This window comes from Piscinibacter defluvii (genome assembly GCF_004011805.1).
GTDB classification, from domain to species: domain Bacteria; phylum Pseudomonadota; class Gammaproteobacteria; order Burkholderiales; family Burkholderiaceae_C; genus Piscinibacter; species Piscinibacter defluvii.
The window spans coordinates 187,189-209,180 of record NZ_ML137198.1; the positions used below are offsets into that span (position 1 = coordinate 187,189).

Annotated in this window: 14 protein-coding genes; 9 read left to right on the forward strand and 5 right to left on the reverse strand. The window is 73.0% G+C overall.

Annotation, left to right across the window (positions count from 1 at the left end):
• The first annotated feature begins 3 nt into the window (after nucleotides 1-3).
• Together tolR and D9C15_RS06410 are read left to right on the forward strand one after the other, a co-directional pair.
• The gene (gene tolR, locus D9C15_RS06405; protein WP_127996604.1) at nucleotides 4-432 is read left to right on the forward strand and encodes a protein TolR; all 429 of its coding nucleotides are present in this window, start codon (nucleotides 4-6) and stop codon (nucleotides 430-432) included.
• A gap of 4 nt (nucleotides 433-436) precedes the next feature.
• On the forward strand, nucleotides 437-1,264 hold the full coding sequence (locus D9C15_RS06410; RefSeq protein ID WP_127996605.1) for an energy transducer TonB: 828 nt from the start codon (nucleotides 437-439) through the stop codon (nucleotides 1,262-1,264).
• A gap of 24 nt (nucleotides 1,265-1,288) precedes the next feature.
• On the opposite strand, the gene D9C15_RS06415 is transcribed toward D9C15_RS06410, so the two are convergent.
• Together D9C15_RS06415 and ligA are read right to left on the reverse strand one after the other, a co-directional pair.
• Entirely contained in the window at nucleotides 1,289-2,050 is a 762-nt protein-coding gene (locus D9C15_RS06415) for an NUDIX hydrolase (protein ID WP_127996606.1), read from the reverse strand.
• On the reverse strand, nucleotides 2,047-4,089 hold the full coding sequence (ligA, locus tag D9C15_RS06420) for an NAD-dependent DNA ligase LigA (RefSeq protein ID WP_127996607.1): 2,043 nt from the start codon (nucleotides 4,087-4,089) through the stop codon (nucleotides 2,047-2,049). The genes D9C15_RS06415 and ligA overlap by 4 nt, the downstream gene beginning before the upstream one ends.
• Nucleotides 4,090-4,188: 99 nt before the next feature.
• On the opposite strand from ligA, the gene D9C15_RS06425 reads away from it, so the two are divergent.
• The 3 genes from D9C15_RS06425 (at nucleotide 4,189) to D9C15_RS06435 (ending at nucleotide 11,736) form a co-directional block, all read left to right on the forward strand.
• Complete coding sequence (locus D9C15_RS06425) at nucleotides 4,189-7,008, forward strand: winged helix-turn-helix domain-containing protein (protein ID WP_127996608.1); 2,820 nt, start codon at nucleotides 4,189-4,191, stop codon at nucleotides 7,006-7,008.
• A 149-nt stretch (nucleotides 7,009-7,157) separates the two neighbouring features.
• A complete protein-coding gene (locus D9C15_RS06430; protein ID WP_164886666.1) occupies nucleotides 7,158-9,593 on the forward strand; it encodes an RCC1 domain-containing protein in 2,436 nt (811 codons plus the stop codon).
• 13 nt (nucleotides 9,594-9,606) lie between these two features.
• Nucleotides 9,607-11,736, forward strand: coding sequence for an RCC1 domain-containing protein (locus D9C15_RS06435; RefSeq protein WP_127996610.1), 2,130 nt, complete (start codon nucleotides 9,607-9,609; stop codon nucleotides 11,734-11,736).
• A gap of 10 nt (nucleotides 11,737-11,746) precedes the next feature.
• Here the strand turns inward: D9C15_RS06435 and D9C15_RS06440 are convergent, their stop codons facing one another.
• Nucleotides 11,747-12,799 carry a cell division protein FtsZ gene (locus D9C15_RS06440; RefSeq protein ID WP_127996611.1) on the reverse strand — a complete coding sequence of 351 codons (1,053 nt, stop codon included), beginning with the start codon at nucleotides 12,797-12,799 and terminating at the stop codon, nucleotides 11,747-11,749.
• A 13-nt stretch (nucleotides 12,800-12,812) separates the two neighbouring features.
• Nucleotides 12,813-16,328: a chromosome segregation protein SMC gene (gene smc, locus D9C15_RS06445; RefSeq protein ID WP_127996612.1), complete on the reverse strand. Its 3,516-nt coding sequence runs from the start codon at nucleotides 16,326-16,328 to the stop codon at nucleotides 12,813-12,815.
• Nucleotides 16,329-16,510: 182 nt separating this feature from the next.
• Here smc and queF point away from each other — a divergent pair, with 182 nt between their 5' ends.
• Nucleotides 16,511-16,939, forward strand: a complete 429-nt coding sequence (gene queF / locus D9C15_RS06450) for a preQ(1) synthase (protein ID WP_127996720.1) — start codon at nucleotides 16,511-16,513, stop codon at nucleotides 16,937-16,939.
• A gap of 31 nt (nucleotides 16,940-16,970) precedes the next feature.
• Here the strand turns inward: queF and D9C15_RS06455 are convergent, their stop codons facing one another.
• Nucleotides 16,971-18,575 carry a hypothetical protein gene (locus tag D9C15_RS06455; protein WP_127996613.1) on the reverse strand — a complete coding sequence of 535 codons (1,605 nt, stop codon included), beginning with the start codon at nucleotides 18,573-18,575 and terminating at the stop codon, nucleotides 16,971-16,973.
• A gap of 146 nt (nucleotides 18,576-18,721) precedes the next feature.
• Between D9C15_RS06455 and dapC the strand changes: the two genes are divergently transcribed.
• The 3 genes from dapC to D9C15_RS06470 are packed head-to-tail and all read left to right on the forward strand — an operon-like array spanning nucleotide 18,722 to nucleotide 21,959.
• Nucleotides 18,722-19,912 (forward strand): succinyldiaminopimelate transaminase, encoded by a 1,191-nt coding sequence (gene dapC / locus D9C15_RS06460; protein ID WP_127996614.1) that lies wholly within the window; start codon nucleotides 18,722-18,724, stop codon nucleotides 19,910-19,912.
• 4 nt (nucleotides 19,913-19,916) lie between these two features.
• Nucleotides 19,917-20,738, forward strand: coding sequence for a 2,3,4,5-tetrahydropyridine-2,6-dicarboxylate N-succinyltransferase (gene dapD / locus D9C15_RS06465; protein ID WP_127996615.1), 822 nt, complete (start codon nucleotides 19,917-19,919; stop codon nucleotides 20,736-20,738).
• A gap of 27 nt (nucleotides 20,739-20,765) precedes the next feature.
• Entirely contained in the window at nucleotides 20,766-21,959 is a 1,194-nt protein-coding gene (locus D9C15_RS06470) for a PilT/PilU family type 4a pilus ATPase (RefSeq protein ID WP_240668308.1), read from the forward strand.
• Nucleotides 21,960-21,992 lie beyond the last annotated feature (33 nt).

Consider the following 21,992-nt stretch of genomic DNA (forward strand, 5'->3'; position numbering starts at 1 on the left):
CCGATGCCTGCTGTCGTTTCGCGCGGAGGCGGACGCCGCCGCACCATCAGCGAGATCAACATGGTGCCGTTCATCGACGTCATGCTGGTGCTGCTGATCATCTTCATGGTCACCGCGCCGCTGATCACCACCGGCGTGATCGACCTGCCGACGGTCGGCAAGGCCAAGCAGCGGCCGGAGCATGTGGTGGAAGTGATCGTCGCCGGCGACGAGAGCGTCAAGCTCAAGCTCGACGGCAAGGACATCGACGGCGCGAACTTCAAGAACCTCGCCGCGCGCGTCAGGCAGGCCCAGTCCGGCAACCCGGACACGCCGGTGGTGATCTCGGCCGACAAGGGCATCAAGTACGAGAGCGTGGTCAAGGTGATGGACACGCTGCAGCGTGCCGGCATCCAGCGCGTCGGGCTGGCGGTCAAGAGCAGCTCCAGCTGAGCCCATGCACGTCTCCACGCTGACCCGCGACGCGCTGATCCCGCGCAACCCCGACGGCATCGGCCGCGGGCTCGGGCTCGCGCTGCTGGTGCACGCGCTGCTGGTCGTCGCGATCGCCTTCGGGGTCAGCTGGCGCTCGAGCAACCCGGCCGGCGTCGAGGCCGAGCTGTGGGCCGCGGTGCCGCAGATCGCCGCGCCGCGGCCGGTCGAACCCGAGCCGGCGCCGCAGCCCAAGCCGGCCCCGCCACCGCCCCCCAAGCCCGAGCCGGTGCAGAAGCCGCAGCAGGATGCGCAGATCGCCATCGAGAAGGCGAAGAAGGAAGAGGAACGCAAGCGCAAGGAGGAGGAAGAGGCCAGGCGCGAGGAGCTGCAGCGCCAGAAGGAGGAGCAGCTGCGCCAGCAGAAGGAAGAGGCCGAGCGCAAGAAGAAGGAAGCCGAGGCGAAGCGCAAGGAACAGGAGCGGCTCGAGGCGCTGCGCGAGGCGCAGATGAAGCGCATCCTGAGCCAGGCCGGCGCCACCGGCGATCCCTCCTCGACCGGCACCGCGCAGCGCACCGCCGGCCCGTCGGCCAGCTATGCCGGGCGCATCAAGGCGCGCATCCTGCCCAACATCGTGTTCAGCGACTCGATCGACGCCAACCCGCTGGCCACCGTGGAGGTGCGCGCCGCGCCGGACGGCACCATCATCGGCCGCAAGCTGCTCAAGAGCAGTGGCGTGCCGGCCTGGGACGAGGCCGTGCTGCGCGCGATCGACAAGACCGAGGTCCTGCCGCGCGACACCGACGGCCGCGTGCCGTCCACCATCGAGATCAGTTTCCGGCCGCGGGAGTGAGGCACGCCGGGGCGCGCGCCCAGCTCACTCGCCCATGACCCGCAGCAGCACCAGCGCCGCCTCGAGCGTGAAGGCATCGGCGGCCAGGCGGGCGCGCAGGGTCGGCTCGTCGACGCACTCGAAGCGCTCGACCTCGCCGTCCTGGTTCTCGGGCACCAGGTGGGCCGGCACACGCGCCGAATAGACCGCCATGCGCTCGACCATGTAGCCCTCGGCCACCGGACGGCGCACCGTCAGCGCGCCGTGCTCGCGCAGTTCCTCGAGATCGGCCAGGCGCAGGCCGGCCTCCTCCCAGGTCTCGCGCTCGAGCGTCTGCTGCAGGCTCTCGCGGTCGGCCACCAGGCCGCCCATCAGCGTGTCCCAGCGGCCCGGGTCGGTGGCCTTGTCCAGCGCACGCTGCTGCAGCCACCAGCGGCCCGCCGGGTCGCGCCCGACCAGGTGCACGGCGAAGGTGGTGATGCCCAGCGGCCGCACCGCGGCGCGCTCGACCGCAGCCTGCACCCGGCCCGTGTCGTCGGTCACCGCCAGCAGTTCGTCGCGCCAGCGGCTGGCCAGGCCGTGCTCGTGCAGCCAGCGGGCGATGCGCGCCAGCGAGGCATCGGCCTCGCCCTGCAGCACGACGGCATCGCCGGTCGCCGCCACGGGCAGCCCGGCCGCCGCGAGCTGGTCGCCGAGCCCCGGCTCGACCGAGCCGATCACCGCGGACGCCAGCCGCAGCGGCACCCGCGGGCGCAGCGGCGGCTGGTCCGCCCTGGCGCGCAGGCGCTCGAGCCAGGCCGCGTTCATGCCAGCAGCGCGCGCAGGCCGGCCTCGTCGAGCACCGGCACGCCGAGTTCGCGCGCCTTGTCGAGCTTGCTGCCGGCCTCCTCGCCCGCGATCACGTAGTGGGTCTTCTTCGACACCGAGCCGGCCACCTTGCCGCCGGCCGCCTCGATCAGCGCCTTGGCCTCCTCGCGGCCGAGGCTCGGCAGCGTGCCGGTCAGCACCAGCGTCTTGCCGGCCAGCGGTTTCGGCGCGGTGTCGGCCGTGCCGTCGTGTTCGTCCCAGCGCACGCCGGCGGCGCGCAGCTGCTCCACCACCTCGCGGTTGTGCGGCTGCTCGAAGAAGGTGCGGATGCTCGTCGCGACGATCGGTCCGACGTCGGGCACCTCGAGCAGCTGCTCGACGCTCGCGTCCATCACGCGGTCGAGCGAACCGAAGTGCTTCGCCAGGTCCTTGGCCGTGGCCTCACCGACCTGGCGGATGCCCAACGCATAGAGGAAGCGCGCCAGCGTCGTCTGCTTGCTCTTCTCGAGTGCGGCCACCAGGTTGGCCGCGCTCTTCTCGGCCATGCGGTCCAGCGCCGCCAGCTTGGCGACGCCGAGCTTGTAGAGCTCGGGCAGGGTGCGGATCAGTCCGCCGTCCACCAGCTGGTCGACGAGCTTGTCGCCCAGGCCCTCGACGTCCATCGCCCGTCGGCCGGCGAAGTGCAGCAGGGCCTGCTTGCGCTGTGCGGCGCAGAACAGGCCGCCGCTGCAGCGGTGGTCCACGCCGCCGCGCTCGCGCACGACGGTGCTGCCGCACACCGGGCAGCTGCGCGGCATGCGGAAGTTCGGCACGTAGTGCGGCCGCGCCGTCGGCACCACGCCGACGACCTCCGGGATCACGTCGCCGGCGCGGCGCACGATCACCGTGTCGCCCACCCGCACCTTCTTGCGCCGCAGCTCGAACAGGTTGTGCAGCGTCGCGTTGCTGACCGTCGTGCCGCCCACGAACACCGGCTCCAGCTTGGCCACCGGCGTGAGCTTGCCGGTGCGGCCGACCTGGATCTCGATGTCGTTCAGGCGCGTCATCTGCTCCTGGGCCGGGTACTTGTGCGCCACCGCCCAGCGCGGCTCGCGCGTCACGAAGCCGAGCCGCTTCTGCAGCGCGATGTGATTGACCTTGTAGACCACGCCGTCGATGTCGAACGGCAGCGCGTCGCGCCGTGCCGCGATGCGCCGGTGGTAGGCCGCCAGGCCCTCGGCCCCGTGCACCACCGCGCGCTCGCCGTTGACCGGCACGCCGAAGGCGGCGATGGCGTCGAGCGTCGCGCTGTGCGTGTCCGGCTGGGCCCAGCCGCGCAGGTCGCCCAGGCCGTAGGCGAAGAAGCTCAGCTTCTTGGCCGCCACCTGCGCCGGGTCGAGCTGGCGCACCGCACCGGCGGCGGTGTTGCGCGGGTTGATGAAGCTCTTCTCGCCCTTCTCGCGCTGGCGCTCGTTCAGGCGCTCGAAATCGTCGCGCCGCATGTAGACCTCGCCGCGGATCTCGATCAGCTCGGGCAGTTCGTCGCTCCGGCCGAACAGCCGCAGCGGGATCTGGCCGATGGTGCGGATGTTCTGGGTGACGTCCTCGCCGGTCTCGCCGTCGCCGCGCGTGGCGGCCTGCGCCAGCACACCACGTTCGTAGCGCAGGTTGATCGCCAGGCCGTCGAACTTGAGCTCGGCGCAGTACTCGACCGGCGGCGCGTCGGCCTCGAGCCCGAGCTCGCGCCGCACGCGCGCGTCGAAGGCCTCGGCGCCGGCGGCGGTGGTGTCGGTCTCGGTGCGGATCGAGAGCATCGGCACCGCATGCCGCACCGGCACCAGGCCGGGCAGCACCTTGCCGAGCACACGCTGGGTCGGCGAGTCCGGCGTCAGCAGCTGCGGGTGCGCCGCCTCGATCGCCTGCAGTTCCTGGAACAGCCGGTCGTATTCGGCATCGGGAATCTCCGGCGCATCGAGCACGTAGTAGCGGTGCGCATGGTGCTGCAGCTGCGAACGCAGTTCGGCGGCACGTGCCGCGGGGTTGGAAGCAACGGGGGTCATCGCGCGTAAGCATGCCATGCCGGCTTCCCTCGTCCAGCGGATTGCCCGGGCGGGCGGCAGCGGGCAAGCTTGGAGCGTCGCGAGTCGGAGGCCCCCCGCATGACCCAGATCGACCCCGGTGCGCCGCGCCCCGCCCCGGCCCACGTGGTGCCGCCCGACCTGGCGCGGCGGCTGACGCGGCCGCGGCTGCTGCGGCGCCTCGACGATCTGCTGGCCCGGCCCGACACCCGCGCGGTCTGGATCGGCGCCTGCACCGGCAGCGGCAAGACCACGCTGGCCGGCGCCTGCGCCGGGCGGGCCGCGGCGGCGCTGTGGCTGCGCCTGGACGGCAGCGATGCCGACCCGGCCGCGCTGCTGGCCCACCTCGGCGACGCCCTGGCACACGCCCGCGGAACGGACAGCCCGGCCACCCTGCCGGCCCCGAGCCGCGAGCAACTGGCGCAACCCGGCCATCTGCTGCGCAGCCGGCTGCGTGCCCTGTTCGCCGCCCTGCCCTCGCGCTGCGTGCTGGTGTTCGACGACCTGCAGGCGCTGGCCGACGAGGCTGCCCTGGTGCGTTTCGTCACCACCGTGGTCGACGAGGCGCGCCAGGGCCAGCATGTCCTGCTGCTGTCGCAGCACGAGGTTCCGGCGGCCCTGGCGCGCGCCGCGAGCGCCGGCCGGCTGGTTGAACTCGATCCCGCCGAGCTGGCGTTCGACCCCGACGAGACCGCCGCCTGGCTCGCGCCGGGCGGCAGCGACGCCGAAGCGCTCGATCTGCACCGACGCAGCGGCGGCTGGCCGGTCGCCGTCGCCCTGCTGGCGCAGCGGCGCGGCGTTGATCGCCTGCGCGATCTGCTGGAGCACGAGTTCTGGCCGAGCCTGGACGAGCCCACCCGGGCGGCCCTCGAGGCCTGCGCCTGGCTGCCCGAGATCACGGCGCAGGACGCCGATGCGGTGCGGCTGGACCGGCTGGCCGACCGCGCGTTGCTGCTCGACCGCTGCGGCACCGAGCCGCCGCGCTGGCGACTGCACGACCTGCTGGCCGACTTCCTGCGTGCGCGCCTGCGCGAACGCCTGCCGGCCGGCGAACTCGCCACGCGCCTGGCCGATTGTGCCGAGCGGCTCGAGGCGCGCGGCGACGCCGAGGCCGCACTCGGCCTGCGGCAGCGGGCGGCGCAGGCCGACGCCTCGGCCTGGCCCGCGGTGGACGCGCTGCTGTGCCGGCTCGCGCCGGCGTGGCTCGCGGGCTGCCGCCACGCCGGCCTGCGCGAGGCGGCGCTGGCCGTGCCCGCGCCGCAGCGCAGCGCCGAGTTGTGCTGGCGCCTGGCCCAGGCCGAGCTGGTACGCGACCCATCGGCGGCACGCGGACATGCCGACGCCGCGCTCGAACGGGCCACGCCGTCCGAGCGCGCATTGCAGGTCGCGTGCCAGACGCTCGCCATCGCGAGCCACTTCCAGTCCTTCGACGACACCCGGCCGCTGGCGGCACGTGTCGCGGCGCTCCAGGCGCTGGGCGTGCGGGCCGACGACCACGACGCGCCGGCCGAGCAGCGCGCCGCCGCCGCCGTGGCAGTGTGGAGTGCGCTGTTCCTGCGCGAGCCGAACCACCCTGCCCGCCCGGCCTGGCAGGCACGCGTGCAGGCGCTGCTGCACGAACCGGTGGACCCGACCCTGAAGCTGCGCGCCGCCATGCTGCTGGCCAAGAACGCCTGGTACCAGGGCCGGTACCTCGACCTCGCGGCGCTGCCGGCGCTGGCCCGTGCCGAGCTGGCCCGGCCCGGCGTGGCGCCGTACGCCAAGCTGCTCTGGGGTCTGCTGCGCCAGTACGCCGCCTGGGCCGACGGCGACTGGGACGGCGGGCTGCGCGCCACCCGCGAGGCGCTGGCCGACGCCGCGGCCAGCGGCATCAGCCTGCTCGACCAGCACCTGCGCCTGCACGGCGCCTGTTTCGCCGCGCTGGCGGGCGACCGGGTCGGCGCAGGCCGCTGGCTCGACGAGGTGGCGGCGCACGCCGACGCCAGCCGGCGCATGGAGGCCTGGCATCACTTCACGGTGCGCGGCTGGCTGCTGCTGTGCGGCGGCGAGGCGGCCCCGGCCGAAGCGGCGGCGCGGCTGGCGATCGATGCCGCGCAGGCCATGGGCCCGGCGCCGCTGGCGATGTCGCGCGCGGTGCGCGCCCACGCGCTGCAGCAGCTCGGCAACGCCGACGCCCTGCGTGCCGAACGCGACGCGCTGGCCGCCATCGCCGAGGCCACCGGCAACACGCTGACCCAGTTGCACGTGCTGCTGCTGGATGCCGGCACCGTGCTCGAGCTGGGCGACCACGACGGCGCGCGGCACCGCCTGGCCCGCGCGCTCGCCACCGTGCGCAGCCACGCGCTGTGGGCCCCGCCGGGCGGCGCCCCCGCGACCCTCGCCCGGCTGCTCGCGCTCGCGCTGGACGCCGGCATCGAACCCGTGGCGGCGCGCCGCCTGGTGCGCACGCTGCGCCTCGCGCCGCCTGCGCAGGCCGGCGCCGCCTGGCCCTGGCCGGTGCGGGTGCACACGCTGGGGCGCTTCGCGGTCGAGGTCGATGGCGAACCGCTGCCGTCGCAGGGCAAGCAGCAGAAGCGCCCGCTCGACCTGCTGCAGGCGCTGATCGCCCATGGCGGCGAGGCGCCGGCCGCGCACCTGGCCGACCTGCTCTGGCCCGACGCCGAGGGCGACCTCGCACTCGGTGCCTTCGAGGCCGCGCTGCGCCGGCTGCGCCAGCTGCTGCGCTGCGGCGACGCGTTGCGCCTGTCCGGCGGCGTGCTGGGCATCGACCGCCAGCGCATCTGGGTCGACGCGCTGGCTGCCCCCGCCGGCCCCAGCGCGGACTTCCTGCCCGGGCAGGACGCCGCCTGGGCCGCGCCGGCGCGGGCGCGCCTGGCGCGCCGGGTCGCACTCGGCGCCTGAGCGCCCGAGCCCTGTCGGCGGCCCGGCCGGGCCGCCGCTCCCCGCCCCCCACGAACGAGGTGCGCTCCGAGCCGATCCGTCGGCGATCGGTCGGTGCCGCGTGCCGAGCATCTGCCGCGATGGAACGGCTTGACCCTGGGGAGGCGGCAATGCACACGACTCGATCGATCCGGGCCCTGCTCGCGCTGCTCGCCGGGCTGGCGCTGGCCGCCTGCGGCGGCGGCGGCGGCGGAGCGGCCCCCCCGACCACGGCGGTGACACAGACCGTCGGCGCGGCCGGCGGCACCATCGTCGGCCCGGGCGGCGTGACGCTGACCATCCCGCCCGATGCGCTCGCCGCCGACACAGCGCTGACCATCGCGCTGGACGACGCCGGCGCCCCGCCCCTGCCGACCGGGCTGCCGGTGGCCGGCCCGACCATCGCGCTGCTGCCGCACGGCACCAGCTTCAGTGTGCCGGTCACGCTGACGCTCGAGCTGGATCCGGCGCAGGCCCCGGCCGGTGCGACGGTGAAGCTGCTCAAGACCAACGCGGCGCGCGACGCCTGGACGGCGCTGGCCACCGAGCGCATCGGCAACACCGCCCGCGCGGCCCTGACCAGCTTCTCGAACGGCGTGGGCCTGGTCTACCTCGCTCCCGGCGCCGGCCCGCCGCGTCCGGCCACGCTGAGCCTGCTCTCCAGTCCGGGCGACTGCAGCGTCGTCGAGGGCGGCTGGTGCTTCTTCTTCGGCGAAGCGCTCAGTTCGCGCGCGGACGACCCGCCGCAGTACCAGTGGCTGCGCGACGGCGCGCCGGTGGCCGGGGAGATCGACAAGACGATCCTGATCAACCCGGTGGCTGTGGGCGACGACGGCGCGCGTTACTCGCTGCGCATCAGCACGCGCAGCGGCACGCCGCTGACCACCGTGCCGGCCACCCTGCACGTGCTGGCGCTGCCACCGGCCATCGTGACCCAGCCGCTGGACCTGCAGGTGGAAGCCGGGCAGACCGCGGTGTTCAGCGCGGCCTCGACCTCCTCGGTCGCGCAGATGCTGCAGTGGAAGCGCTGCAACGCCAACCAGACCTGTCCCGCCGACCCGGCGCAGTGGACCAACACCCTCGGCGGCACCGGCGTCACCTACGCACTGCCAAACACCCAGCTGGCCGACGACGGCGCGCGCTTCGCGTTGTGCGCGGGCAATGCCGCCGGCAGCGCCTGCAGCAACCCGGCCCGGCTGTCGGTGATCCCGGCCCAGACGGCGCCGTCCATCTACGACCAGCCCGACGACCTGGGCACCGTGGCCGGCCGCTCGGCCCAGTTCGTCGTGCTGGCCAATGGCGGCGGCCTGCAGTACCAGTGGCAGCGCAGCGACGGCGGCGCGCCCTTCCAGGCCGTGCCGGGCGAGACCAGCGCGACCTACACGCTCTCCAACGTCGCACCGGCCGACGACGGCGCGCGCGTGCGCGTGCTCGTCAGCAACAACGCCGGCAGCCTGCTGAGCGGCACGGCCACGCTCACCGTCAGCCCGGGGGCCGGCGTCGCGCTGCAGCGGGTGTTCGGCGGCAACGAGCACAGCCTGGCCCTGGCCGCCGACGGGCGGGTGGCCGGCTGGGGTGCCAACACCTCCGGCGAACTGGGCAACGGCAGCGTCGCCGACCCGGCCGGCCCGGTGTTCGCCACGGGCATCGCCGACGCGGCGCTGCTCGGCGTGGGCCAGCTGCACAGCATCGCGCTGCGCAGCGACGGCAGCCTGCGCGCCTGGGGCTTCGGCGCCAACGGCCGGCTCGGCAGCGGCAACACGGCCAACGTGGCCGTGCCCGGCACCATCGCTGCCTTGCCGCTCACCCGCAGCGTGGCCGCCGGGCGCGGCCAGTCGCTCGCGGTGGCGGCGGCCGGCGGGCAGGTGCGCGCCTGGGGTGCCAACAACTGCGGCCAGCTCGGCGACGGCAGCAACACGCAGCGCCTGCAGCCGGTCACGAGCAACCTGTTCGGCGCGGTGCGCGTGGCCGCCGGCCTGGACCACTCGCACGCGCTGCGGGCCGACGGCTCGGTGTGGAGCTGGGGCTGCAACACCGCGGGCCAGCTCGGCGACGGCACGCTGCAGGCGCGCCTGGTTCCCACACCGCTTGCCGGCCTCTCCAACGCCATCGCACTGGCCCCCGGCGCGCTGCACACGCTAGCGCTGAGCAACGACGGCACCGTCTGGGCCTGGGGCCGCAACACCGAAGGCCAGCTCGGCGACGGCAGCACCACGGCCCGGCTCGCCCCGCAGCGCGTCACGCTACCGGGCATCGCCGTGGCGGTGGCCGCCGGCGGCACGCACTCGCTCGCGCTGCTCGCCGACGGCCGCGTGTACGCCTGGGGCAACAACGCCGACGGGCAGCTCGGCATCGGCAGCAACCTGAACGGCACGACGCCGGCGCAGGTGGGCGCACCGCTGCCGGCCGGCATCGTGTCGATCGGCGCCGGTGCCAACCACTCGCTGGCCATGGACGGCGCCGGCAACGTCTGGGCCTGGGGCCGCAACACCCGCGGCCAGCTCGGCGACGGCACACGGCTGCCGCGTGACCGCCCGGTGCAGGCCGCCGGCGTGAACCTGAACTGAGGGGAGAACGGCCATGAAGAGGTTTGTCGGCGTGCTCGCGGCGCTGCTGGGTGCCGCGCTGATCACCGGTTGCGGCGGTGGCGGCGACGCGGCGCCGCCGCCGGTGGTCGGTGCGGCCGGCGGCACCGTGAGCGGCCCGGCCGGCGCACAGGTGGTGGTGCCGGCCGGCGCGCTGGCCCAGCCCACCGCGGTGGCCGTCGCGCAGTCCGCCAGCGGCGCCCCGGCGCTGCCGGGCGGTCTGGTCACCCTGGGCGCGGTGTTCGCCTTCACACCGCACGGCACGAACTTCGCGCTGCCCGCCACGATGACCGTGCCCTTCGATCCGGCCGCGCTGCCGGCCGGGCGCACGCCGACGCTCTTCAAGACCGACGCGAACGGGGCCTGGCAGGCACTGTCCGGCGCCAGCGTGAATGCCGGCAGCATCAGCGCGCCGGTCACGTCCTTCTCCTGGGCGGTGGTGGGCCTGCTGCCGCCCTCGATCACGCAGCAGCCGGCCTCGGCCTCGGTGAGCGAGCCCGACACGGCGACCTTCAGCGTCACCGCGCTCGGCACGCCGCCCTTCACCTACCAGTGGCAGCGCTCCGACGACGGCGGCGCGAACTGGGACGACATCGCCGGCGCCACGGCGCGCTCCTACACCACCGGCGCCACCAGCGTCGCCGCGGACGACGGCGACCGCTACCGCGTGGTCATCACGAACCCGGACGGCAGCACGACCAGCAGCGCCGCGACGCTGCGCGTGAACGCCGTCGCGGTGGCCCCGGCCATCACCACGCAGCCGCAGGACACGAGCGTCGCGCAGGGCGCGACCGCCACCTTCTCCTGCACGGCCAGCGGCACGGCGCCCGCCTACCAGTGGCAGCGCTCGAACGACGCCACGAACTGGACCGACATCCCCGGCGCGACCAACGCGTCCTACACCACGCCCGCCACGCAGGCCGCGGACGACGGCAGCCGCTACCGCTGCCGGGCGTCGAACACCGCTGGCAGCGTGTTCAGCGCCGGCGCGCTGCTCACGGTCACCGTGCCGGGCACGATCGCCCCGGCCCGGCTGGCGGCCGGCGGCGGCTTCAGCATCGTCGCGCTGGCAGACGGCACGCTGCGCGCCTGGGGCGCCGATGGCACCGGGCAGCTCGGCACCGGCGCGGGCGACCAGTCGCGCAGCCTGCCGGGCGCCGGCCCGGCGCTCTCCGGCGTGGTGGCGCTGGCCGCCGGCAGCGCCCATGCACTGGCACTTCGCGGCGACGGCTCGGTGGCCGGCTGGGGCTACAACGGCTTCGGGCAGATCGGCAACGGCAACAACCAGACGCAGGCAAGCCCGGCCGAATCGACCTGGATCGACGCCGGCACGCCACGCGCCTTCGCCGATGCGGTGGGCATCTGCGCCGGCACCCTGCATTCGCTGGTGCTGCGCGCCGGCGGCGAGGTGCGTGCGATGGGCACCAATGCCGACGGCCAGCTCGGCGACGGCAGCAACACCGACCGCCTGCGCGGCGTGGCCGTCAGCGGCATCACGAGCGCGACGGCCGTGGCCTGCGGCGGCAACCACTCGCTCGCGCTGCTGGCCGACGGCAGCGTGCGCGCCTGGGGCGCGAACGACGACGGCCAGCTCGGCGACGGCTCGCGCACGGCGCGCAACACGCCGGTGGCGGTGAGCGGCCTCGCGAACGTCGTCGCGATCGCGGTCGGCACGCGCCACTCGCTCGCGCTGCGCAGCGACGGCAGCGTCTGGGCCTGGGGCTCGAACCTGAACGGCAAGCTCGGCGACGGCAGCGACACCGCGCGCCTCGTGCCGACGGCGACGCTGCTGACGAGCGGCATCGTCGCGATCGCCGCCGGCAGCGACAACTCCGCCGCGGTGCGCAACGACGGCGCCTTGTTCACCGTCGGCATCAACGAGGTCGGCGAGCTCGGCATCGGCGCGCTCACGCCGGGCTTCTCGGCCACCTGGCGGCGCGCGCAGGCGAGCAACGTGGTGGCCGTCGGCATCGCACGCGGCGGCGGGCTCTCGCACCTGCTCGCGCAGCGCAGCGACGGCAGCGTGCTCACGTGGGGATGGAACGGCGACGGCGAACTCGGGCGCGGGCCCAACCCGCCCTTCGAGGAGAACCCGGGCGTCGTCGGCGGTCTGAACCTGAACTGAGGCGCGCGGCTCAGCTGAACAGCCGCCGCGCCGCAGCCGAGCCGGCCGCCAGGTCGCGCGCCGCCAGCTCGTCGTACAGGCGCTTCAGCTCGGCGCCGATGCTGCCGAAGCTCTCGGCCGACAGCGGCGCGCCGTTGTCGTCGACGATGGCCGCGTCCATGCCCAGCGAGAGCGCCTGCGCGCTCGCCTGCCAGGTGATGAAGGGCTCGGCGAGCGGGTCGGTCTGCGGCACGTCGAAGGCCAGCGTCACGTCGCGCAGCGCGGCCTGGTTCGGATCGTCCGACAAGGCGGCCTGCGAATCGAAGGCCAGCGTCAGCACCGGCGGGGCGCCCTCCTCGGCGCCGGGCAGCACCAGACGCCCGGGCACCATGCCCGGCACGAAGCCGTGCCGCGCCGCATGCTGCTGGATGTAGCCCACGCTCCAGGCCACCGAGCGCGAGCGCAGGTGCACCGCGAGCTGCGCGTCGTGCTCGCTCGCGAAGGTGTCGAGCTCGCGGGCGCGGGCCACCACCTCGAGCATGTCGGGGAAATCGGGCAGCGCGCCGATGCCCTCGGCGAAGGCCTGCACCTTCTGCACGAACTCGGAGTACTCGATCTCGTTCAGCGCGCCGCCGCGGTTGGCCAGCTGCACGCCGGCCTGGAACTCGACGTAGCGCTGCCCGGCCGCCGGCGGCTCCCACTCGCGCGTCTGCACGTTCAGGCCCTCGATGAAGAAGGGCTTGCTGCCGGCGCGGCGCGTGGGCGGCAGGTGCATGAGCGCCATGTCGCCGCTGATCTGCACCTCGACCGAGAGCGTCGCCACGGCATCGATCAACGCGTCGATCCTCGGCACGTTGCGACGCGGCGTGCGCGGCGGCTCGGCGACGGGTTGGTCGGATTCGTCGGGCGCCGGGTCGGCCGGCGTGTCGAAGCCGGGCTCGCGCAGCACCGGCTCGCGCGGCTCGGCCGGCGGCGCCACCACCACGCGGCGCGCCTCGCGCCGGCGCGTCTGCCAGTACGAGTGCCCCGCCAGCGCCGCCAAGACCGCCGCGCCGAACAAGGCCAGCGCCAGGCTCAGGCTCATCGGCACCGCCCCGTCAGGCGGCTTCGGCCATGCCGACCGCCGCCTCGATGTCGACCGCGACGATGCGCGAGACACCCTGCTCCTGCATCGTCACGCCGATCAGCTGCTCGGCCATCTCCATCGCGATCTTGTTGTGCGAGATGAACAGGAACTGCGTGCCCGCGGCCATCTCCTTCACCAGCTTGGCGTAGCGCTCGGTGTTGGCGTCGTCCAGCGGCGCGTCGACCTCGTCGAGCAGGCAGAACGGCGCCGGGTTGAGCTGGAAGATCGCGAACACCAGCGCGATCGCGGTGAGCGCCTTCTCGCCGCCCGACAGCAGGTGGATGGTGCTGTTCTTCTTGCCCGGCGGCTGGGCCATCACCTGCACGCCGGCGTCGAGGATCTCGTCGCCGGTCATCACCAGCTTCGCCTGGCCGCCGCCGAACAGCACCGGGAACATGCGCCCGAAATGTTCGTTGACCTGCGCGAAGGTCGTGCCCAGCAGCTCGCGCGTCTCGAGGTCGATCTTGCGGATCGCGTCCTCCAGCGTGGTGATGGCCTCGGTCAGGTCGGCGTTCTGCGCGTCCAGGAAGGTCTTGCGCTCGCGCGCCGCGGTCAGCTCGTCGAGCGCGGCGAGGTTCACCGCGCCGAGCGCGTTGATTTCGCGGTTGATGCGGTCGATCTCGCCCTGCAGGCCGTAGAGCTTGACGCCGTCCGCCTCGATCGACTGGCCGAGCACGGCTAGGTCGACCTGTGCAGCGCTCAGCTGCTCGAGGTACTGCGCACCGCCGAGCTGCGCCGCCTGCTCCTCGAGCTGCAGCTTGGTGATGCGCTCGCGCAGCGGCGCGAGGCTCTGCTCGTGCTGCAGGCGCTGCTCGTCGGCGCGCTTCAGACGCAGCGTCAGGTCGTCGTACTCGCTGCGCTTGGCGCCCAGCGCCGCCTCGCGCTCGAGCTTGAGCGCCAAGGCGGTCTGCAGGCCGGCCTGGGCGGCGGCGTCGGTGAGCTGCGCCAGCTCGTCGTGCAGCTGCGCGGCCGACTGGCGGTTCGCCTCGGCCTGCTGGCGCGCCGTCTCGATGCCGCGCTGCAGCTCGCCGCGCCGCGCGGCCAGCGAGCGCGACTGGAACTGCGCCTCCTGCGCCTGGCGCTCGAGCGCACGGCCCTGCTCGCGGGCCTCCGCCAGGCGGCGCTCCGCGGCGATCACCGCCTCGTCGAGCTCGGCATGGCGCTCCTGTGTCGTCGCCAGCTGCATGTCGAGCTCCTCGAAGCGCGCTTCGCCGGTGGTGCGGCGCTCGTCGAGCTCCTCGAGCTGGGCATCGATCTCGGCCAGCTCCTCGTCGAGCTGGGCGCGCCGTGCGCCGGTCTGCTCGGCCTGCTGCGTCAGGCGCAGCAGCTCGACGTGCAGCTGGTGCGCGCGGGTCTGCGCCTCGGTGGCCTCGCGGCGCGCCGCGACGAGCCGCTGCGAGGCTTCGGTGTAGGCGGCCTCGGCGCGCACCAGCGCGCTGCGCGCCTCCTCGGCGATGAGCGACTGGGCGCGCTGCTGGCGCTCCAGGTTCTCGATTTCCTGGGCACGCGCCAGCATGCCGGCCTGCTCGGAATCCGGGGCGTAGAAGGCCACGGCGAATTGGCTCACCTGGTGGCCTTCGCGGGTGGTGATCACCTCGCCGTGCGTCAGCTTGTCGCGCTGCGCGAGCGCCTCGTCCAGGCTGGCGGCGGTGTAGACACCCTCGAGCCAGTCGTTCAGCAGCGCCTTCAGCCCGGCATCGCCCAGGCGCAGCAGGTCGGACAGGCGCGGCAGCGTCTGGTGCGTGTTGCTGATCGCGGCATTCGGCGGCGTGTAGAACGCCAGCTTGGCCGGCGGCGCATCGGCGGCGAACGCACGCACCGTCTCGACCCGGCCGACCTCGAGCGCGTTGAGCCGCTCGCGCAGCGCGGCCTCGAGCGCGGTTTCCCAGCCCGGCTCGATGTGGACCTTGGTCCACAGGCCCGGCAGGCCATCGAGCCCGTGCCGTGCCAGCCAGGGCTTGAGCTTGCCCTCGGTGCGCACCTTCTCCTGCAGCGCCCGCAGCGCCTCCAGGCGCGCCGACAGGTCGGCCTGCTTGCCCGCCTCGGTGTTGACCGCGGCCTGCTGGGCACGGCGCGCCTCGTCCAGCGCGGGCACCTGCTCCTGCAGTTCGTGCAGCCGCGCATCGGCCAGCTCCTGCGCCTGCTGCGCGGCATCGTGGCGCTCCTTCAGCTCGGCCAGGCGCTGCGCATCGGGCGCGGCGAGCTGTCCGCGTTCACCGGTCAGGCGCTCGCGCCGGGTCGTGAACTGGCGGCGCTGCTCGTCGAGGTTGCGGCTCTCGGCGGCCAGCAGCTGGATCTGCTGCTGCACCTGGGCCACCAGGTTGCGCTGCTCGTTGCTGCGGCCCTGCGCGGCGCGCAGCGCGTCCTCCAGCGTCGGCAGCGTGCCGGCCTGCTCCTCGGCCTGCGCGGCCAGCAGCTCGGCCTGCTCGTCGGCGGCGGCGATCTGCTCGGCGATCTGGCCCAGCTCGGCCTCGGCCTGCGCTGCGCGCTCGTCCCATTGCGTGCTGCTGGCGGCCAGCTCGGCCAGGCGCGCCTCGACCCGCGCGCGGCCCTCGACCACGTAGCGGATGCGCTCCTCCAGCCGGCTGACCTCGAGCGCGGCCTCGGCGAGCAGGCCCTGCGCGTCGTGCAGCTGGTCGCTCGCGGCGTAATGCGCCTGGCGGATCGTCTCCAGCTCGGCCTCGCCGTGGCGCAGCTCGGCCAGGCGCGCCTCGAGCGCGTTGGTCGCCTCGAGCACCGCCTTCTTGACGCGCTCCTCCTCGGCCGCGGCGTCGCGATGCTTCAGGAACCACAGCTGGTGCAGCTTCAGCTCGCCGCTTTGCTGCAGCGCGCGGTACTGCGCGGCCACCTCGGCCTGCTTCTCGAGCTTGTCGAGGTTGGCGTTGAGCTCGCGCAGGATGTCTTCCACGCGCGTCAGGTTCTCGCGCGTGTCCTTGAGCCGGTTCTCGGTCTCGCGGCGGCGCTCCTTGTACTTCGAGACGCCCGCGGCCTCCTCGAGGAACAGGCGCAGCTCCTCGGGCTTGGACTCGATGATGCGGCTGATCGTGCCCTGGCCGATGATGGCGTAGGCGCGCGGCCCCAGGCCGGTGCCGAGGAACACGTCCTGCACGTCGCGCCGGCGCACCGGCTGGTTGTTGATGTAGTAGCTGCTGGTGCCGTCGCGCGTCAGCACGCGCTTCACCGCGATCTCGGTGAACTGGTTCCACTGCCCGCCGGCGCGCGCGTCGCTGTTGTCGAAGATCAGCTCGACGCTCGACCGGCTGGCCGGCTTGCGGTTGCCCGAGCCGTTGAAGATGACGTCCTGCATGGACTCGCCGCGCAGCTCGCTGGCCTTGCTCTCGCCCAGCACCCAGCGCACCGCGTCCATGATGTTGGACTTGCCGCAGCCGTTGGGCCCGACCACGCCGACGAGTTGCCCCGGCAGCTGGAAATGAGTCGGCTCGGCAAACGACTTGAAGCCGGACAGCTTGATCGAGTTCAGGCGCATGGGAGAGCGGCGGGTGGACCGGGGGTCATGGCCCAAGTCCTTGATTCATATGAGAAAACCCGCGTTGTCGCGGGTCCTCTTCGGGGCGGGATGATAGCATCGCGGCCCTTTCGAAACCCTCTCCAGACGTGACCGCCATGGCTCGCCGCAAGACCCCCGAGACCGCGCCCAAGCAGCGCCCGATGCCGCCCAACCCGCCCAGCGCGCCGAGCAAGGAACTGCACGTCTTCCCGAACCCGGCGCCCGAGCGCGACTACGTCATCCAGTTCCAGGTGCCGGAGTTCACCTGCCACTGCCCGCTGACCGGGCAGCCGGACTTCGCGCACTTCACGATCGACATGATCGCGGACGAACTGTGCGTCGAGCTCAAGAGCCTGAAGATGTACTTCTGGAGCTACCGCAACGAGGGCGCGTTCCACGAGAAGGTGACCAACACCATCCTCGACGACCTCGTGAAGGCCACCCGGCCACGTTTCGTCCGCATCACCGCGAAGTGGTACGTGCGCGGCGGCATCTACACCAACGTGGTGGCCGAACACCGCAAGAAGGGCTGGAAGCCGCAGCCCGTGGTCACGCTGCCGGCCCACGCGCCGCAGGCCGGACTGCTGTAGGCGCCGGCCCGCGGCCGGCGCCCTCCCGGGCTCAGCCGAGCACCGCGGCGATCTCGCGCAGCTTGTCCTGCATCGGCTTGACGACGCGCAGCTGGGGCATCAGCTCGTTGCCGTCGAGCTCCTTCATCAGCGGGTCGGTCGCCACCACCCGCAGCACCTCGGTCAGGCGTGTCTTGGCCGCGCGCAGCTGGTTGCTGCGCGCCGCCGCGTCGGCGGCCTTGATGACCAGGTCGAGCTGCTTCTCCAGGTCGTCCTTGAGCTGGCCGGCCAGCGCGCGCAGGCGCTTGGTCGCCTCGGCCACCTGGGCACGCTGGTCGACCTCGTCGCGGTACTCCTGCTCGATGGCGCGGGCCAGCTGCTCGATGCCGCGCACCGCCTCGCTGCGCGCCGCGGCCCACTCCTGGCGCACCTTGGCGAGCTTGTCGGCCGGCGGCCCGGCCGGCGCGACGGTCGGCTGCGGAGGCGCCTTGGGCGGGGTGCCGGTCAGCAGGTCCTCGACCTGGCCGAGCAGGGCCTGCGCCTTGTCGACCTGCCCCTTGCGCGCCAGCTCGCCAGCCTGCGCGATCAGCGGCTTGACCTTGTCGGCGTTCGCGGCCGACAGGATGCGCGGCTTGAGCGCCTCGAGCCGGGCCGTGAAGGCCTTCAGCGGCTCGACGCCCTTGGGCTCCTTGGCGGGCGGCCCGGCCACGGCCTGGGCCTGGTCCTGGCCCTCGTCCGGATCGGCATCCGCCCCTTCGCTGTCCTCGCCCACCTCGCCCGGCTTCTGCAGGCGCAGGCGCGGCGCGTAGCCGATGATGGGCTTGAGCGCCAGCGACATCGAGGTCGCGTTGGCCCGTCCGAGCGGGATGTTCGGGCCCTCGAACACCCAGACCTTGGACTTGGGGTCGTAGTACATCTCGCCCTTGCAGTGCTTGAAGCCGCTGTCCAGGCCGGACAGGCGCTTGGCGATCTTCTTCTCGGACTCGCCGGCCGACTTGTTGAGGTACACGCCCCAGGTCTTGCCCAGCACGACGACGGTGAACTTGGCGCGCGGTGCGCCCTCGGCCTTGACCTTCTTGAACCAGGACAGCAGCTGGCTCTTGACCTTGTCGCGGAACTTCTTCTCGTCCTTGTGTTCCGCGATCGCGTCGGCGTCCTCGTCCTCCTCGCCCTTGGCGGACTTGGCCTCCTCCTTCTTGGCCTTGTCGGCGGCAGCCTGCTCCTTCTTGGCGTCGGCCGCCAGGCGCGCACGCGCCGACTTCAGGGCCGCCAGCGCCTGCGCCAGCGCGGCATCGACGTCGTTGGCCAGCTGCTGGGCGCCAGCGGCGATCTGGGCGGCGGCCAGCACGGCCGGCTTGGGCGCCTTCGGGTTCTTCTTCAGCTCGGCCTCGCACTTCCGGGCCGTCGTCGCGAGCGAGCGCGTCAGGTCGGCGATCGCCTTGGCGGCGCGCGCGACTTCGCCCTTGAGCACCTGCTCGGCGGCGTCGGCGGCCTTCTCGTCGGCCAGGCCGTCCAGCTCCAGCGCGTCCTGCGGCAGCTGGGCGAACAGCTTGGCCAGCTTCTTCAGGTCCTCGGCGATGCCGTACGGCTTGTCGAAGTCGCCGGCCTTCTTGGCCCAGTCGGCTGCCTGCAGCGCGGGGGACATCTTCACGACCATGTTCGAACCTCCTCGGTTGACTCTCGATGCCGCACTTACGCAGCGGCCCGTCCAACGGTTGCGGGGTCGAAAGCTAGCACAGCGCCCTGCCACCTGTCCCCCCCGTACGGGGTGATGGCCGGCGGGCCTCGCCGATAATCCGCGCGATGAATCCCCTGCTGGACCGGCTGCACCCCTACCCCTTCGAGCGCCTGCGCGAGCTGACCCGCGGGATCGTGCCGAACCCGGACCTGAAGCCGATCGGGCTGGGCATCGGCGAACCACGCCATGCGACGCCGGCGCTGATCGAGGAGGCGATCCGCGGCCACCTCGACGGCCTGTCGCGCTACCCGGCCACGGCCGGCGAGCCGGCGCTGCGAGAGGCCTGCGCCGCCTGGATCGGGCGCCGCTACGGCGTCGCGCTCGACCCGGCGACGCAGGTGCTGCCGGTCAACGGCTCGCGCGAGGCGCTGTTCGCGCTGGCCCAGACGGTGATCGACCCGAGCCGACCGGGCGCCACCGTGCTGTGCCCGAACCCGTTCTACCAGATCTACGAGGGCGCGGCCCTGCTCGCCGGGGCGCAGACGGCCTTCGTCAACAGCGACCCGGCACGCAACTTCGCGGCCGACTGGGACAGCGTGCCCGAGGAAACCTGGGCGCGCACCCAGCTGCTGTACGTCTGCTCGCCCGGCAACCCGACCGGCGCGGTGATGCCGCTGGCCGAGTGGGAGCGGCTGTTCGCGCTGTCGGACCGGCACGGCTTCGTGATCGCCAGCGACGAGTGTTACTCGGAGATCTACTTCCGCGACGAGCCGCCGCTCGGCTCGCTGCAGGCCGCGCAGGCGCTCGGCCGCACCGGCTTCCCGCGCCTGGTGGCGCTGACGAGCCTCTCGAAGCGCTCCAACGTGCCGGGCATGCGCTCGGGCTTCGTGGCCGGCGACGCGGCCATCCTCAAGCCCTTCCTGCTCTACCGCACCTACCACGGCAGCGCGATGAGCCCGGTGGTGCAGGCCGCCAGCATCGCCGCCTGGAGCGACGAGGCGCACGTGGTGGCCAACCGCGATCTGTACCGCCGCAAGTTCGCCGAGGTCACGCCGCTGCTGGCGCGCGTGATGGATGTCGCGCTGCCCGACGCCGGCTTCTACCTCTGGGCGCGCGTGCCCGACGGCGACGACGTAGCCTTCGCGCTGCGCCTGCTGGCTCAATACAATGTGGCGGTGCTGCCCGGCAGCCTGCTGGCGCGCGAATCCGGCGGCATCAATCCCGGCGCGGGGCGGGTGCGCATGGCGCTGGTCGCCGGCGTCGACGAATGCCTCGAGGCCGCCCGGCGCATCGCTTCCTTCCTCTCACCCCGCTGACACCATGAGCCAAGACCTGCAGAACGTCATCGACCTCGCCTGGGAAAGCCGCGCGACCATCAACGCCATCAACAGCCCCGAGGTGCGCGAGGCGGTCGAGCAGGTGATCCACGAGCTGAACGCCGGCCGCATCCGCGTCGCCGAGCGGCAGGGCGTGGGCCAGTGGACCGTAAACCAGTGGGTCAAGAAGGCGGTGCTGCTGAGCTTCCGCCTGAACGACAACCACATCATGCGTGCCGGCGACCTGAGCTTCTTCGACAAGGTGCAGACCAAGTTCTCGCACGTCAGCGAGGAGGCCATGCGCGAGGCCGGCATCCGCGTCGTGCCGCCGGCCGTCGCCCGGCGCGGCTCGTACCTGGCGAAGAACGTGGTGCTGATGCCGAGCTACGTGAACATCGGCGCCTACGTCGGCGAGGGCACGATGGTCGACACCTGGGCCACCGTCGGCTCCTGCGCGCAGATCGGCAAGAACGTGCACCTGTCCGGCGGCGTCGGCATCGGCGGCGTGCTCGAGCCGCTGCAGGCCGGCCCGACCATCATCGAGGACAACTGCTTCATCGGCGCTCGCAGCGAGGTGGTCGAGGGCGTGGTGGTCGAGGAGAACTCGGTGATCTCGATGGGCGTCTACATCGGCCAGAGCACCAAGATCTACGACCGCGCCACCGGCGAGGTGATCTACGGCCGCGTGCCGGCGGGCTCGGTGGTGGTGAGCGGCAACCTGCCCAGCGCCGACGGCAAGTACAGCCTGTACTGCGCCGTGATCGTCAAGCGCGTGGACGCGCAGACGCGCGCCAAGACCAGCATCAACGAGCTGCTGCGCGCCTGAGCGGCGCAGCCGAAGCGGAGGAACGGCATGAGCGGTGGCGGCAACATGGAGCGCGTGCTTCGCCTGATGGCGGAGAAGAACGCGTCGGACGTGTACCTGTCGGCGAACGCGCCGATCCTCATCAAGATCAGCGGCCAGCTGCTGCAGCTGTCGGACCAGCCGCTCACGCACGCCCAGCCGCGCCAGCTGCTGGCCGAACTGCTGACGCCGACGCAGCTCGAGGAGCTCGACGAGACCGGCGAGCTCAACATGGGCATCGGCATCCCGGGCGTGGGCAGCTTCCGCCTCTCGGCCTTCAAGCAGCGCGGCACGATCGCCGCGGTGTTCCGCTGCATCCCGGTGGTGATCCCGACGCTCGAGAGCCTGAACGTGCCCTCGGTGCTGACCAACCTGATCCTCGAGAAGCGCGGCCTGATCCTGATGGTGGGTGCCACCGGCACCGGCAAGAGCACCACGCTGGCGGCCATGCTCGAGCAGCGCAACCAGCAGATGGCCGGGCACATCCTCACCATCGAGGACCCGATCGAGTTCCTGTTCACCAACAAGAAGTCGGTGGTCAACCAGCGCGAGGTGGGCCGCGACACGCAGACCCTGCAGGTCGGCCTGAAGAACGCGCTGCGCCAGGCACCGGACTGCATCATGATCGGCGAGATCCGGGACCGCGAGACCATGACCGCGGCGATCTCCTACGCGCTGTCCGGCCACCTGGTGCTCTCGACGCTGCACGCCAACAACAGCTACCACGCGCTGGGGCGCATCCTCTCCTTCTACACGCCCGAGGCGCGCCCCGCGCTGCTGTCGGACCTGGCCTCGGGCCTGAAGGCGATCATCTCGCAGCGCCTGATCCGCGCGGTGGCCGGCGGCCGCGTGCCGGCGGTGGAGGTGATGCTCAACACCAAGCTCGTGCAGGAGCTGATCGAACAGGGCGACCTGAACGGCGTGAAGGAGGCGATGGAGAAGTCGCTGGCCGAGGGCTCGCAGACCTTCGAGCAGGACCTGGCGCGGCTGATCACCACGAACATGATCACGCGCGACGAAGGCCTGGCCTACGCCGACTCGCCCACCAACCTGATGTGGCGGCTGCAGAACGACATGGCACCGGTCTCGCGCGTGCAGCAGAAGAAGGAGGAGCCGGACGACCAGCCCACCTTCACCGAGATCACGCTGGACGTGCGGCCGGAGGACGGCAGCACGATGTCCGGCGGTCTGCGCCCGTTCTGATGGCTGCTTGTGCGTGGGCCGAGCGCCGGGCCG

Coding starts and splice junctions, on each gene's coding strand:
- tolR (WP_127996604.1), top strand. CDS start 4: ATGCCTGCTGTCGTTTCGCGCGGAGGCGGACGCCGCCGCACCATCAGC.
- D9C15_RS06410 (WP_127996605.1), top strand. CDS start 437: ATGCACGTCTCCACGCTGACCCGCGACGCGCTGATCCCGCGCAACCCC.
- D9C15_RS06415 (WP_127996606.1), bottom strand. CDS start 2,050: ATGAACGCGGCCTGGCTCGAGCGCCTGCGCGCCAGGGCGGACCAGCCG.
- ligA (WP_127996607.1), bottom strand. CDS start 4,089: ATGACCCCCGTTGCTTCCAACCCCGCGGCACGTGCCGCCGAACTGCGT.
- D9C15_RS06425 (WP_127996608.1), top strand. CDS start 4,189: ATGACCCAGATCGACCCCGGTGCGCCGCGCCCCGCCCCGGCCCACGTG.
- D9C15_RS06430 (WP_164886666.1), top strand. CDS start 7,158: ATGCACACGACTCGATCGATCCGGGCCCTGCTCGCGCTGCTCGCCGGG.
- D9C15_RS06435 (WP_127996610.1), top strand. CDS start 9,607: ATGAAGAGGTTTGTCGGCGTGCTCGCGGCGCTGCTGGGTGCCGCGCTG.
- D9C15_RS06440 (WP_127996611.1), bottom strand. CDS start 12,799: ATGAGCCTGAGCCTGGCGCTGGCCTTGTTCGGCGCGGCGGTCTTGGCG.
- smc (WP_127996612.1), bottom strand. CDS start 16,328: ATGCGCCTGAACTCGATCAAGCTGTCCGGCTTCAAGTCGTTTGCCGAG.
- queF (WP_127996720.1), top strand. CDS start 16,511: ATGCCGCCCAACCCGCCCAGCGCGCCGAGCAAGGAACTGCACGTCTTC.
- D9C15_RS06455 (WP_127996613.1), bottom strand. CDS start 18,575: ATGGTCGTGAAGATGTCCCCCGCGCTGCAGGCAGCCGACTGGGCCAAG.
- dapC (WP_127996614.1), top strand. CDS start 18,722: ATGAATCCCCTGCTGGACCGGCTGCACCCCTACCCCTTCGAGCGCCTG.
- dapD (WP_127996615.1), top strand. CDS start 19,917: ATGAGCCAAGACCTGCAGAACGTCATCGACCTCGCCTGGGAAAGCCGC.
- D9C15_RS06470 (WP_240668308.1), top strand. CDS start 20,766: ATGAGCGGTGGCGGCAACATGGAGCGCGTGCTTCGCCTGATGGCGGAG.